This is a genomic window from Parabacteroides sp. HGS0025, from assembly GCF_000969845.1.
In the GTDB taxonomy this organism is placed as follows: Bacteria; Bacteroidota; Bacteroidia; order Bacteroidales; family Tannerellaceae; genus Parabacteroides; species Parabacteroides gordonii.
In genome coordinates this window covers 359,776-374,483 of the sequence record NZ_KQ033903.1, presented here as the reverse complement: position 1 = coordinate 374,483, position 14,708 = coordinate 359,776, and the positions used below count along the sequence as shown (strand labels likewise).

At 45.4% G+C, this 14,708-nt stretch carries 10 protein-coding genes; 4 read left to right on the top strand and 6 right to left on the bottom strand.

Features of this window, described 5'->3' with window-relative positions; translation table 11 throughout:
* Window positions 1-138 precede the first annotated feature (138 nt).
* A complete protein-coding gene (locus tag HMPREF1212_RS18690; RefSeq protein ID WP_046150653.1) occupies window positions 139-1,311 on the top strand; it encodes a low temperature requirement protein A in 1,173 nt (390 codons plus the stop codon).
* A 16-nt stretch (window positions 1,312-1,327) separates the two neighbouring features.
* Here HMPREF1212_RS18690 and dprA read toward each other — a convergent pair whose 3' ends face one another.
* From dprA to HMPREF1212_RS18675, 3 genes are read right to left on the bottom strand one after another with little or no spacing between them, the layout of a single operon-like run.
* Entirely contained in the window at window positions 1,328-2,440 is a 1,113-nt protein-coding gene (dprA, locus tag HMPREF1212_RS18685; protein ID WP_046150652.1) for a DNA-processing protein DprA, read from the bottom strand.
* A gap of 6 nt (window positions 2,441-2,446) precedes the next feature.
* A complete protein-coding gene (locus tag HMPREF1212_RS18680; protein WP_028727155.1) occupies window positions 2,447-2,857 on the bottom strand; it encodes an acyl-CoA thioesterase in 411 nt (136 codons plus the stop codon).
* On the bottom strand, window positions 2,858-4,120 hold the full coding sequence (locus HMPREF1212_RS18675; protein ID WP_028727154.1) for a peptidase U32 family protein: 1,263 nt from the start codon (window positions 4,118-4,120) through the stop codon (window positions 2,858-2,860). It lies immediately after the preceding gene.
* Window positions 4,121-4,484: 364 nt separating this feature from the next.
* On the opposite strand from HMPREF1212_RS18675, the gene dusB reads away from it, so the two are divergent.
* The 3 genes from dusB (at window position 4,485) to HMPREF1212_RS18660 (ending at window position 7,455) form a co-directional block, all read left to right on the top strand.
* On the top strand, window positions 4,485-5,474 hold the full coding sequence (gene dusB / locus HMPREF1212_RS18670; protein ID WP_046150651.1) for a tRNA dihydrouridine synthase DusB: 990 nt from the start codon (window positions 4,485-4,487) through the stop codon (window positions 5,472-5,474).
* 316 nt (window positions 5,475-5,790) lie between these two features.
* Complete coding sequence (locus HMPREF1212_RS18665) at window positions 5,791-6,603, top strand: head GIN domain-containing protein (RefSeq protein ID WP_046150650.1); 813 nt, start codon at window positions 5,791-5,793, stop codon at window positions 6,601-6,603.
* A 27-nt stretch (window positions 6,604-6,630) separates the two neighbouring features.
* Window positions 6,631-7,455, top strand: a complete 825-nt coding sequence (locus tag HMPREF1212_RS18660) for a head GIN domain-containing protein (protein ID WP_046150649.1) — start codon at window positions 6,631-6,633, stop codon at window positions 7,453-7,455.
* Window positions 7,456-7,544: 89 nt separating this feature from the next.
* Here the strand turns inward: HMPREF1212_RS18660 and HMPREF1212_RS18655 are convergent, their stop codons facing one another.
* From HMPREF1212_RS18655 to HMPREF1212_RS18645, 3 genes are all read right to left on the bottom strand, one after another.
* Window positions 7,545-9,695 carry a family 20 glycosylhydrolase gene (locus HMPREF1212_RS18655; RefSeq protein WP_046150648.1) on the bottom strand — a complete coding sequence of 717 codons (2,151 nt, stop codon included), beginning with the start codon at window positions 9,693-9,695 and terminating at the stop codon, window positions 7,545-7,547.
* 113 nt (window positions 9,696-9,808) lie between these two features.
* Complete coding sequence (locus HMPREF1212_RS18650; RefSeq protein WP_046150647.1) at window positions 9,809-11,287, bottom strand: RagB/SusD family nutrient uptake outer membrane protein; 1,479 nt, start codon at window positions 11,285-11,287, stop codon at window positions 9,809-9,811.
* Between the two features lie 12 nt (window positions 11,288-11,299).
* Window positions 11,300-14,602, bottom strand: a complete 3,303-nt coding sequence (locus HMPREF1212_RS18645; RefSeq protein ID WP_046150646.1) for a TonB-dependent receptor — start codon at window positions 14,600-14,602, stop codon at window positions 11,300-11,302.
* Between the last annotated feature and the right edge of the window lie 106 nt (window positions 14,603-14,708).

Below are 14,708 nucleotides of genomic sequence, written 5' to 3'. Positions count from 1 at the left end.
CAAATGCTTTTGACAAAGATAAAGATAGTTCCCGTTCACACAAAAAGAAACAACTAACATCTCTTAAACAAAATAAACGGGCGCTTGTTCTAATTCCATAGGGTTATCGGATTATACAGGCTATAAAATCGTTGGCGTATGTCGCATTCTTCACATCATTTACTGAGAAGCCGGGAGGAAGAGCGGGCTTCTGTTTCTTATTCGGAACTGTTGTTCGACCTGATTTATGTCTTTGCGGTCACGCAGTTATCGCATTACCTGCTTCATCATCTGGACTGGCTGGGTTATCTGCAGGAGATCATCCTGTGGTTTGCCGTCTGGCTGGCCTGGCAGCATACAACCTGGGTAACGAACTGGTTCAATCCCGAAACACGTTCTATCCGGTTGCTCCTGTTTGTCCTTATGCTGGTCGGCCTGGTGATGGCTTCTTCCATTCCCGAAGCGTATACAAGCCGGGGATTGGTTTTTGCCGCGTGTTACGTGGCTATCCAGCTGGGGCGGACGCTTGTGATTGTTTTCCTGTTGGATAAGAAGCATCATCTATCCCCCAACTTCAAACGTATATTGGGATGGTTTTGTATCTCCGCCATATTCTGGATTGCGGGAGCGTTCAGCGAGGGATATATGCGTATCCTGTTGTGGCTGGTGGCCGTCTTGTGCGATTACACTTCGCCGATGTTCGGCTTTTATTTGCCGGGGCTCGGACGATCCGTTTCTAGTAAGGAATGGACAATTGAAGGGCAACATCTGGCAGAGAGAAGCCAGCTGTTCGTTATCATCGCTTTTGGTGAAACGATCATGATGACGGGCGCTTCACTCAGCGATTTCGAGGTGTGGGACGCGACGATTATCTATGCGGCAATAATCTCTTTCACCAACAGCCTGGCGATGTGGTGGATTTATTTTGATGTCAGCAGCGAGGCGGGAAGCCGGAAGATCAAAAAGATATCGAACCCCGGCCTGCTCGGACTGAAATATCATTCGATCCATGTCGTGCTGGTAGGGGCACTGATCATTTGTGCGGTAGGGGATGAGTTGGTTGTAAACCATCCGTTGGGTGAAATGACGACGGGCGGTATCTTCGCTATGGTGGGCGGCCCAATCATTTATCTGATGAGTAACAGTGTGTATAAATGGATCACCTGCCGGATGATTGCCTGGTCGCATGTGATCGCCGTTATCGTGCTTGCGTTTATCATTCCGTTTGCTCGCTTCTTTAATCCGCTTCAGTTGAATGCGATAACTGCGCTGGTATTTATTGCTGTTGTTGTTTACGAAACAGTTCAGGCAAGGAGTGTGCCGGAAAGTTGACACACCCCGTTCTCTGTTAAACCAGTTTATAGATATTTCCCGGCAAAGTCCGGATCCGTCCGTTCATCTCCAGCTCGAACAGAAGGGGGAATAGTTCGCGGACAGGCTGATCGAGCGACTTTGCCAGCTGGTCGATGTGCATTTCGCCTTTTTCCTGGAGAAGTGTCGTGATAGCTCCTGTTCGGCTGTCCTCTTCTCCGAAGAACAGTTCGGACTGGACAGGGGCAGGCGCGGCTTTCTTCTCTACATCCCAGCAAAGCGCGGAGATCAGATCGGCGGCAGAAGTGATCAGGCCGGCCTTGTTCTGCCGGATCAGGGCATTACATCCTTTGGAGTGAATATCGTTTACCCGTCCCGGAAAAGCATATACATCCCGTCCGTAAGAGAACGCTATATCAGCTGTGATCAGCGAACCGCCTTTCTCGGCCGACTCGACTACAAGCGTAGCATCAGCCAGTCCGGCAACGATCCGGTTGCGCTTGACGAAGTTCGGTTTATCAGGTTCCGTGCCGCTGGGGAAGTCGGACAACAATCCGCCCTGTTGCAGCATTTCTACGGCAGTGGAGCGATGAGCCGGGGGATAAATCCGGTCGAGACCATGCGCCAGTACGCCGATAGTAGGCAATCCGGCTTTGAGTGCGCTACGGTGGGCACAGACATCGATGCCGTAAGCCAGTCCGCTTACAACCAGCAGATCAGGGAAGGAAGCCGACAATGTTTGTATCAGTTCCTCTGTCACCGCCCTGCCATATTCCGTTGCGTGGCGTGTTCCTACAATACTGATGATGCGGGACGCATTCAGGTCTGCCGTCCCTTTATAATAGAAGAGTATCGGAGCATCCGTACATTCCCTGAGTCGTTTGGGATAGGTTTCCTCTGTCAGGTAATAACAGGTGATATGGTTCTTTTCAACGAAGGCTAACTCTTTCTCAGCCTGCAGAAGGACTTCCGGGCGTTTGATCTCGGCGGCCGTCAGGCTTCCGATACCCGGAATCTTCTCCAAGTCCTGTCTTTTTTCCGTAAAGACGGCTTCCGCGTCACCCAGCGACTGCAAAAGCTGACGGGCCAGGATATCTCCGACACCGTTTATCATAGTTAGGCCAATTTGGTAAATCCGTTTGTCTGTCATATTATATCATAACTTGTTCTTTATCCTTTCCAGCATTGCATCGAAGTATTCACCCCGGGTCAGTTTCCCGTCCTGCACGACGACCGATTCCACTTTCCCTTTGGTTGCCAGCGCACCGTCGGAAGCTCTGTAGATATCCTGTTCAAAGACCAGTTTCACGCCTTTCTTATAGACATTCAGGCAGGAGATATAGCTGTCGCCGCTTTTCAGGGAAGTCTTGAAGTCGATGTCTACATGAGATACAAACCCGTCGACGCCTTTATCGTGCATCGCACCGAAGTTCTCCCCCAGCGATTCAAGGAACTCATGACGGGTATGTTCCATATAATGCTGATAGTTAGCGTTGTTCACGACTCCCTGCAGGTCGCATTCGTAGTCGCGTACCTTGTCTGTCAGTTTAAAGATATACTCTTTCATTTATTTCAGTTCTTTGTTGTTATTATTTTCGGATACCATTTTGTAGAGGCGGTCGGAAGGGCGTACCTTCTCGGTCACTTTAAAGGAGAAACGTTCGCCTTTGACTGTTTCTTCCACCGGTTTCAGGTCTACGCGTATCTCGTCGATCGTCTGCATAACGGCACCTGTTGTCGGGCCGGTGATCAGGATCTCGTCGCCCACCTTCAAGGTACCCGACTCCATTTCGAACTCCGCAACACCGATGCCACTGAAATATTTAATGCCCTTTGCCACATACACCTTCTTCTTGGTCGAGCCGGAACCGTATTTGCTGCTCCATTCGCCCAGACGCTGTCCCAGGTAATAACCATCCCAGAAACCCCGGTTGAAGACGCTTTTCAGACGTTCGTCCCATACGGCGATCTTCTCTTCATCGTACGTGCCATTGCAATAGGCTTTGACTGCTTCTTTATAACATTCGGTGACGATGCGTACATACTCGGGGCCGCGGGCACGGCCTTCGATCTTAAATACGCGGACACCGGCATCCATCATCTTGTTCATGAAATGGATCGTCTTCAGGTCTTTAGGAGACATGATGTACTGGTTTTCGATATCCAGTTCGATATTGCTGTCCTTGTCTTTCACCGTATAGCCACGGCGGCAGATCTGCATGCAAGCACCCCGGTTGGCCGACGCATTCATCTCATGCAGGCTCAGATAGCATTTACCGGAGACGGCCATGCACAAAGCCCCGTGGGCAAACATCTCGATACGGATCAGTTCGCCACGTGGCCCAACAATCTGCTGTTCGACAATCTGCTGATAGATTTCGGAAACCTGCTTGAGGTTCAGTTCGCGTGCCAGCACAACGACATCGGCAAACTGGGCGTAAAACTTCAGCGCTTCTACATTCGATATATTCAGCTGCGTAGAGAGGTGCACTTCCTGTCCGATACGGTTTGCATAGCTCATGGCGGCCACATCGGCTGCGATGATAGCGGATACTTCGGCGTCTTTTGCTGCATCGATGATCTCGCGCATCAACGCCAAGTCTTCCCCGTAGATAACGGTGTTGACGGTCAGATAGCTTTTGATCCCATGTTCTTTGCAGATGGAAACGATCTTACGCAGGTCGTCAGTCGTGAAATTATTGGAAGAGCGCGAACGCATATTCAGTCCTTCAATGCCGAAATAGATGGAGTCGGCACCACCCTGTATAGCTGCCATCAGCGATTCGTATGAACCGACCGGAGCCATTATTTCAAATTCTTTTTCGTTCAAAGCTGTTTGGTTTTAAATTAGAAACCACAAAGATAGGGGTTTCTTCCTATATTTCCTGAATAAACACCGTTAACTTTTAGTACCTTATCTCAACAGACTTGCACACCTTCCCACCACAGTGGGTATTTATCCCCATTGCAGTGGGGAGTATTCCCCATAATATAGGGGATTATTCCCCACATAAATAAAAAAAGTGGGGAATTTTAACTAAGAAAACATTCCGCGCCGGAAGTAACCATATCATGTTCTGAGTTTTAATAAAGAAATGCTCAAATGTAACTACAAATTCCAGTAGAGATTCGGCCTGATTCTTTCATGTTTCTAACCGGAAAAGCAGTACTTTTGTAGACTATAATAAGAAGGTATGAAGATAGGCTCAATAGATTTAGGTGAACGCCCGGTGTTTCTGGCACCGATGGAAGATGTGACAGATATCTCTTTCCGTTTGATGTGCAAACGTTTTGGTGCAGATATGGTTTATACGGAATTTGTATCGAGCGACGCACTGATCCGTAGCGTGAACAAGACACAGGAAAAACTGACGGTTGCCGAAGACGAACGTCCGGTAGCCATACAGATATATGGTAAGGAAGTGGACGCGATGGTGGAAGCTGCCCGAATTTGTGAAGCTGCCCGCCCTGATATTCTCGATATCAATTTCGGTTGTCCGGTAAAGAAGGTGGCAGGTAAAGGAGCCGGGGCAGGTATGCTGCGGAATATCCCTCTAATGCTGGAGATCACAAGAGAGGTAGTAAAGGCGGTCAATATTCCGGTGACAGTGAAAACGCGTCTGGGATGGGATGCCGATAATAAAATAATCGTCGACCTGGCCGAGCAGTTGCAGGATTGCGGGATTGCCGCCCTCTCTATACATGGCCGTACACGGGCACAGATGTACACCGGCGATGCGGACTGGACGCTGATCGGTGAAGTGAAGAATAATCCCCGTATGCATATTCCTATTATCGGTAATGGCGATGTGACATCTGCTGAAACCTGCAAGGAACGTTTCGACCAGTATGGTGTCGATGGGGTAATGATCGGTCGCGGAAGTATCGGCCGTCCCTGGATATTCCGTGAGGTGAAACATTTCCTGACGAACGGTACACCGCTGCCCGACGAAAGATTTACCTGGTATCTGGATATCCTGAAACAGCAGGTCAACCAGAGTGTGGAACGTTTGGACGAGCGGCGCGGCATTCTTCATATCCGTCGCCATCTGGCAGCGACTCCCTTGTTCAAGGGCATTGCCGATTTCAAACCGACTCGCGTTGCTATGCTCCGTGCAGAGACTGTAGCCGAACTATTTGATATTATGGATTCTATTCCGGAAAAGTTTGGAGTTATAGAATAAATCGATCAAAAAATGTAACATTTGAATCATAAAGTGACAAATTTACAATAAATTGATACAATTGTTTATTGCACATACTATAATTCCTCTTATATTTGCATCGAGTTTTTTTCATAGTATTTTAGATCTAAGGTTAACAAGTCTTTGCAAAGGAGGAATCGTGAGATTGCTTCGTTGGGAAGCAAAGAGACCGCATCCGTTATAAATACGGGTCGCGGTTTTCTTTTTTTTATTATTTTCTGAAAAAAGTGCTTCCAATATGCAACCGAAACCATATCTCCTTCGTCTTATAAAGAAAGAACTAAAAATAAATCAGATGAAAACAAAAGTACTTTTTCTTATTGCTTGCCTGCTGACCACTCTGACAGGCTTTGCCATCACTGAAAAAACAGTCGATGGAGACGGAAACGTGATTACTAAAGAAATTTCAATCAGCGATTATAATGAAATATCGACGGTTGGCGTCATGGAGTTTGTCTATGAACAGTCGGATGCGGCTCCTTATCTGAAAGTAACTATCGACGAAAACCTGTTCCCTTTGCTTAAAATAAATGTGGAAGGCAAAGAGTTGAAAGTCGGCCCGAAAAGAATAAACGAAAGTAGCCGTAACGGAAATACTTACAACCTGAATCCGACGACATTCAAGGTGGTAACGAATTCGCGCGAGATAAAGGAACTGAACGTTGTTTCTTCCGGTGATTTTATTATCGCCAGCCCGATAAATATAAGTAAGCTGGAAATCAATATGGCCGGTAGCGGAAATATCCTGCTGAAGAAGAAAGTGGAAGGAAACAAGCTGGAGGTGAACCTGGCAAGTTCTGGTAGCGTTGTTGCATCGGATATCGATCTGAGAGGTGTTGAATGCAGCCTCGCCGGTAGTGGTTTTATCCAAATAGGCGGGAAGGCCGAACAAGCAGAATACAATCTTGCGGCAAGCGGAAGTATAAAAGCTTACGACTGTGCCACAGGCAAAGTGGAATGTAATATTGCCGGTAGCGGTAATATCCAGGCTTATGCCAAAGACCGTCTGGAAGCAAATATCGTAGGAAGCGGAAACGTATATTACAAAGGGGATCCGACTACCAGTAAAAGTATTATCGGTTCCGGCAAACTGAAAAAAGCAAACTAAATATTAAACTTAAAAGGAAAAAACAGTATGAGAGCAATTGCATTAGCATTCATCGGATTAATGACACTGGGTATAGTTTCGTGTCATGCAAAAAAGGTAAAAGGAAACGGAAATATCATCACCAAAGAAATTCAGGTATCCGACTATAAGGAAATTAAAGTAGGGCAGGGTATCGAACATGGCGGGATGTCTTTCTCGAAGAAAAATCAATCACCCCGCTTTAATTATACGCAACAGTCTGGAAGCGCAGGTTTAGAGATCACAATAGATGAAAACCTGCTTTCGCTATTGGTCATCGAATCCAACGGAGGTGTTCTACGGATAGGAACTGAAAGAGGTACTCAGATCAATCCAAGTCGGTTGGTAATAAACAGTCACTCCAAAGAGTTGAATAAGCTGGGCGTTTCCGGAGGTATGGATTTTATCCTGCAAAATAAACTTACCGGAGATAACCTGGAAGTAAGTGCATCCGGCGCAAGTGATGTATATCTGGAAAACGCTGTTCGTATTTCCAACTTATGTAAGATCAGCCTGAGCGGAGCAAGCGACCTGAAAGCGAGCGACCTGGAATGCGACAAGATAGAATGCCGTTCTTCCGGTTCAAGCGATATTAAAATGTCGGGAAAAGCCAATGACGGTGAATATCATTGCAGCGGCAGCAGCGATATCAAGTCTTACGACTTTGTAGTGAAAAGACTGAGATGCTCGGCCAGCGGTAGTAGCGATATCATGACAAATGTTACTGAAAGACTGGACGCTTCCGCATCCGGCAGTAGCGACATCAAATACAAAGGTAATCCGGAAGTGAAAAAGAGCTCGAGCGGATCCAGCGATATCGATCATGTGAATTAATACAATATAGGGAGAGTTGTAGTAAACCCGGAATTACTTTTCGCGCAAGTGTTTGCAGAAAAGTAGTCTCCGGGTTATTTTTGTGCTTTTTATTCTATCCAATCTACATATTCCAGTCCTTCCACTTCTGTGTAATGCAAGCCGTCCCATTGAACGGGAATGCAACAAAATTGCCATTTACGCTGTCCGTTATCTCCTTTCCAATGCCCGAATACACTACGGATAAGGACTTTATTCAACCCTTTCTTCAGTTTGATTCTCACAGGGGGACGATAGAAGTAGCCTTCTTCTGTCAGCGGTGTTTCTATGCGCCCTTTTCCCCAGCCTGTCCAGGGTAAGCTTTCGAATGGCCAGTGAGGAGGACTCACCCGCTCGTCGTTGAGCCAGATATCACCTCCACTGAAATCCCAGCTTCCTTGCTCAGGTGCTCTTGCCGTGCGATATCCACCGGAATGTCCCCACATACCGTTCAGTCCGAACATCAGATAGACATCCTGCTCTTCCGGGCTGTTTATGTAAGTCAGTGCGTAGCAGGTTCCATCACCTTTGCCAACGGCAGGCGACATCGCCGTAGGCCAATGGTCCAACCGGTATTTGCCCTGATGTGCGTTGAACATGGCATACAGATTACGGATTTGAATTTCGCCTCCATAAATGGGTGAAGGTGTCCATTTCATCAAGGTATTATTTACTATGTATTCTTTTTTTATCAATCTCTCCGGTTCAAAAGAAGTATCGTTTATCCCTTTATGATCGAAAGGGCCGATTATCCGCCACTTTATTTCAGCTTGTTTTACGTAAGCAAATGGCGTGTGTTTAAAATAATGATCCCGGTGATAAACCAGGCGATCTTCAAACTCGGCAAAAGCACTCCATTCCGGTGTGCCTTTAGAGGGAACCTGTGCCATCAGGTCGCGTCTCTTCTCTCTGCTTCCGCGCCAGATACGTTCGGCAAAGGTTAGCATGCAAGGATAGAAAGGATATTGTTCCAGTAAACGTTGTTCAGAACTTAATGCCCCGTCTGTCCAGACACACATGATGCTACCCAGTGCGTTGTCATTGCCAACGGGTACTTCGCAAGGTTGCTGGAAGAAGGTTTGCAGCATACCCCCTTGTGAGTCCATATAATCCATGTAAAAACCATTGCTGTCGATGTAGCGTGCCGTTTTGTCAATGGGATGTGCGGCTTCATTCTCACCCCAGCACATCCGTATAGCCTTGCTGTCAGGCGAATATCCCGGATACCAGGTTATCACTTCCTTCCCTTTGCTACGAACGTATTTTATCATTTCGGGCATAAAGCTATCCATTTCAAAATGAACTTCATCCGAGCCGATATGAAAAAAAGAATCTTTGAATAAGGGAATTACCTCGTCCAATGCCTTTTGAAGTGTAGCCATTCCTTGCTGTGTCTGAAGTTTCAGGCCGGTTGCTTTTTCGAAATAAGCACTGTGCCCCGGCATATCCACTTCCGGGATGATCCGCATATTCAACGTCGTGCAATAATTTTCGAGTGATATCAGTTCTTCCTGTGTATAATATTTCCCCGGCTGGCGGGTTTTCCAGAAGGAAGATGGAGCTGTCAGTTCCGGCATTCCTTTTACTTCGATTCTCCATCCCGGATCATCGGTCAGATGTAAGTGTAATACATTAATCTTGTAATAGGATAGTTTTCTTATCATCTCCTTTATAAATGGCGTGGCCGCATAATTACGTCCGACATCCAGCATTACGCCTCTGATGGAGAAAGCCGGGACATCATTAATAATACAATTAGAAAGTTCGTATGCATCGGAAGTTTCTTTGATCAACTGTCGTAATGTTTGCAAGGCGTTGAAGAACCCGGCAAAACTGTTCGCTGAAATCCGGACGCTGTTATCCGAGATAACCAACTGATAGGCCTCTCTTTTTAATGCATCCTGTTCTTCGGGGAGTTGTTCAAAGTAAACCTTGCATACAGTTGGCGCCTGTTCCGGCATATTCCAGAACATACAGACTTCGTTCAGTTCTTTTCCGACCTGTTCATGATCTTTTATCTTATCCAAAGAACCGATATCAGCTTTTAGTGTAGAAAAGCTGAAACATCCTTTTTGCCGGATCACCTCATCGGGATAGGGGATCAGGGCTGTTGGCAGCTTATTGCTATCCGGAGTCGGTAGAGCCCATCCGGTGTCCTGTCCGTAAAGAACTGTTGAAAAGAAAATGCTACAGAAAAGGACTATTTTAAATCGTACTCTCATAACTGTTCTGTTTATCAAACTCAAAGTAAACAAAAAAGCAACCGGAAGATATACTGATCCTATCTTTTATCCGGTTGCTTCCTTCCTCTTTTACCTTAAATCCTGTTTATCTATCAATAATCGTTTTGTGTCAGATTCGGGTTCAGATTAATTTCACTGGTCGGTATCGGCAACAATAACTGACTGTTAGAAACAAACGTTGAACCTTTCTTCTTCATAGCATCGATATAAACTCCATGACGGATTAGATCGAGACGGCGGTATCCTTCCAGATATAACTCCCATCCTCTTTCCTGCAGGATAGCAGCACGCAACGCTTCTTTCGTACCGTAATCAGCCAGTTTTAAGTTGTGGGTTTCGTTTCCGAATGCGCGTGTACGGATCCGGTTGATCAGGTCGATTGACTCCTGATTGGGACCGTTCAACTCATTCAATGATTCGGCGCGTGCCAATATAATATCAGCCAGACGGATCAGCACGACATCTGTTCCTTCAGTCCACCCGATATGAGCCGGGTCAAGTGGGAACTTATTCGGTATCGGCCCTTCGCCACCGCCATGACCAATCTCCTTGCGGATATTTTGTCCGTTGGCATCTTTCTCAACACTGATGTATGAAGTCAGCATGTCTGCCCTGCGTTTATCGGCCGGATCGAATGTATTATAGAAATCCCAGGTACAACGATAATAATCCCAACCGATAGAACCGCCGCCTTCAATAAGGAAGTCTGCCGGATGAAAATGCGCAGCATAAGCCGAATGCTGATAACGGGGAGGTAAACAGGGAATTGAGAAAATTGTTTCTATATTCTTCTCATTCTCCACACCCCATAATTTACCCCAGTCAGATACAAGCTTATGAGGCGAATTATTAATAATCTCGTTTGCCATATCGGCACATTCTTTCCACATCTTGGCTTCCAGATATATTTTACAAAGCTTGGCCTGGGCGGCTGATTTTGTAAAACGGCCGTAATCTTCAGCCGGATAGCTTTCGGGAAGTTTCTCTATTGAAGCCAGAATCTCTGAAATACAAAATTCGATGATCTTATCTTTCGATTCACGTTTGGGTTTCGATGTTATATCAAACTTTGAATCTGTGATAAAAGGAACATCTCCGTACAGATAAGTAAGGTCTGCATAAAACCAGGCTCTAGCTACACGTGCTTCTGCTACAAATTGTTCTATCAACTTAGTGTCGTTTGTCTCCACTTTTCCCAGATTGTCGATTCCAATGTTGGCACGGACAATAGCCAGGTACAAATCGTTCCAAAGAGAAGAGGTTACATAAAAGTCAACTCCCCATTCGGCCATTTCATACTGACTGCCTTTGCCGCTCTGTGCTCCAGGACCGAAAATCAGACCGTCGGCCGCTATTTCGTTCAGCATCTGATATGCATATTCGCCTGCTGGGATGTAATTACGGGCACTTCTATCACGAAAACCGCCATACACACCGTTCAGATATGCCCGTGCATCCGATTCCGTATTGAAAAAGTCGTCAACAGCTATCTCATTATACAACTGTGTGTCCAGACAGGAAGAAAGTAAGCAAGTTAAAACTGCCAGCAAATATATTTTGAGTGTCTTCATAATTGTAACTTTTTAAAAACTGATTCTTAAACCTGCCATGAATGTACGGCAAGCAGGATATGTATTATAATCGTTTGTGCCTCCAATTTCAGGATCGTAACCTGAATATCCTGTTATGGTAAACAGGTTTTGGGCGTCGACATACACACTGAGAGGGAAAGACTGAATCTTCGTGTTGTAAGTCAGCCTGACAGATTTCAGTCGTAAGAACGATGCATCTTCTACATAGAATGTATTCATATCGCCACCATAAGGGTTGGCGGCTCCCGAATGAATCTGGCTGGTTGTATTTGTCGGAGTCCAGCGATCCATCACACTGCTGAATGCATTGAAACCTTCGTAAACTCTTACCGGGTTTTCGTAATAAGCACGGAACTGATTGTATTTCTTACCACCCAGACGGGCATTGAAGAAGATATTCAGATTCCAGTTCTTATAGGTCAGGTCATTGCCAAAACCTAATTCCACTTTAGGATCTGGAGTTCCCAGGTAACTTATATCCGCATCGTTAATCTTTCCGTCCGGCCCCGCAACAAAGTTCCCGTCGGCATCGCGTCCGCCAATATCCTTGAAACGAATATTTCCGGGTACAGAATTTGGCTGTGCACTGTTTTTGATATCATCGCCTTCCTGCCAGATACCATCGTACGTATATCCATAGATTGCATTCACCGGATCATTTTCGGAAGCCCCGATATATGGTTTAGGCAATCCGGCACGATCGTTCCATTTGTTTTTGTTGTGAGAAACGGTCAGTAAAGTTTCCCATTGGAAGTTGCGAGTACGGATATTAGTTGTATTCAAAGTAAACTCCACTCCACGGTTGATAATCTCACCTGCATTTCTCCATTGTGAAGTATATCCGGAATAGGCCGGGGTAGAGAATTGCAGCAACAGATTATCCGTATTGATTTGGTAATATTCAAGAGTTCCTGAAACGCGATTGTTGAAAAAGCCCATATCCAAACCGATATTAAACTGTTTGGCTGTTTCCCACATCAGCAGTGGATTACCTGCATTACCCGGAATGATCGTTGTAACCGGAGAATTACCGAAAACATACTCATATCCTTTTTTCAGCAAGTTCTGGTAACTGTTGTTACCGATATCCTGATTACCTGTTTCACCATAACCGAGGCGAAGTTTCATGTTCGATAACGATGTAAGTCCTTTCATAAACTCTTCGTTAGAGATGCGCCATGCAGCAGAGAAAGAGGGAAAATAGCCGAAACGATGCTCTTTGTCGAATTTAGACGAACCGTCCGCTCTGAATGTTGCGGTAAACAAATAACGGTCTGCGAAGTTATAGTTTACACGAGCTACGCCGGATAACAGTTTATTCATTCTTTTCGTAGTTCCCGGAGCACTGTAAGTTTCACCGATACCGATATTATTGTATCCAAAATAGTCGGTAAAGAAATTTGATACCTTGGCTGTCAGTTCTTCATAAGTGAAATCCTGATAAGTATAACCGGCCATGATATCCAGTTTATGAACTTTATTAAACTCCTTCTTGAATGTAGCCGTTCCTTCAAACAGGTTGCTGCGTCCTTGAGTGGCTGTTACAGAAGCGATACCATTGGCATCGGCCCCGTTGCGCGTTGTTTTAGGATTGTAGTATTCACGTTTGGAGTCTTGCATATCCGTGCCTGCCTGCAATTTGATAAAAAGGTAGTCGGTAGGAGTTATGTTTAACGATGCATTCAACATAGATCTCTTCGAACGGGTTTTGTCGTCGATATCCAGCAAAGATACCGGGTTAGGCAACAAGGCATAGCGCGGGTTCTTTGAAAATTTGCCGTTTTCATCACGAACCGGGACATTTGACGGGAATGTATAGGCGCCGGATAATACACCTGTATCTTCCGCGCGTGTACCTACAGCTACATTCTTGTCCGATGTATTACTCATAAAGCTGGAAATATTCACGCTGAAGAGAGAGGATATCTTCTGTTCCAGATTTACACGGAAGCTGTAACGCTCAAAAGAACTTTCTTTTACTATACCGTTATTCAGATGATAGCTGGCCGACACCATATATTTGGTCGAAGCTGTACCACCCTGCAAAGACAGGTCATGATTAGTAACCATACCGGTATGCGTCACCTCGTCAAGCCAGTTTGTCCCTTTTCCGAATGCCGCAATTTCGTCATTGGTATAGTATGGGTTCTTATTATACAGGGAAAACATTTCATTAGTCACTTTCCCGAATTCCGAACCATCCAGGAACTCGAACCGTTTGGCGATTGTCTGAATACCGAAAGAGGAGTTCAAAGTGACCTTCGCCTTTCCTTCTTTACCCTGTTTGGTCGTGATCAGAATAACGCCGTTGGCGGCACGTGATCCGTAGATGGCCGTAGCTGACGCATCTTTCAACACTTCCATACTCTCGATATCAGAAGGGTTGATACTATTTAGCGGGTCTTTCTTCGGGCCGTCAAACACATCTCCCGAACCCGGATAAAAGTTTGTATTATCCACAGGAAAACCATCTACTACATATAGCGGTGTTTTACTGGCATTTACAGAAGAAAGTCCACGGATACGCACATCGGCTGCACCACCTGGCTGTGTACTGTTCTGAGTGATAACAACACCGGCTGCACGTCCTTGCATCATCTGTACCAAACTGGAGTTGTTAGGTGAGTTAATTTCTTCGGCCTTCAATGAGACAACCGATCCTGTCAGGTCGCTCTTTTTCATACTACCGTAACCAACCACAATCACTTCATCCAACTTTTGCAGGTCTTCATTCAGTTTAATGGTGAAGGAAGTCTTATTCTTTACCGGTATCTTTTGTTCTATATATCCGATAAAGGTAACGGCCAAAACGCCATTCTCTGCAACCGACAGGCTGAAGTTCCCGTCTATATCGGAGACCGTTCCGTTTGTGGTATTGTCTTCCACGATATTGGCTCCGATAACCGGATCACCAAAGGAATCCAGCACTTTACCCGTTACGACTATTTTCTTTGTTTGTGCCGGATCGGGATTACCGGTTGCCGTTTTCTCATTTATTTTGCGCAACGAGATATAGTTGTTGGCAAATTTATAGGTAATATCACTGTCTGAAAAAATATCATTCAGAATATCGGACACCTGCCGGCTGCGTGTATTTACTTTTACCCGCCGGCTCACATTTATATCGCTCTTACTATAAATAAACAGATAATCGGTTTGCGATTCTATTTCCGATATCAATTCATTCAACGTGAGTGCTTCCTTGTTCAGAGCTACACTTGCCGTCTGTGACTGAATATTCTCGGCATGCAGCTGCATGATAAGCAGGAAGAAGAAAAAGGTTGATAATTTCATAATGCGAACTATTTTTCTTGATTTAAGTTCTCTTATAGCATAATAGCATGTCTGCAACAAGTTTTTTTTCATAACTTTGCTGAATAATAATGTTAATACTTTTTTT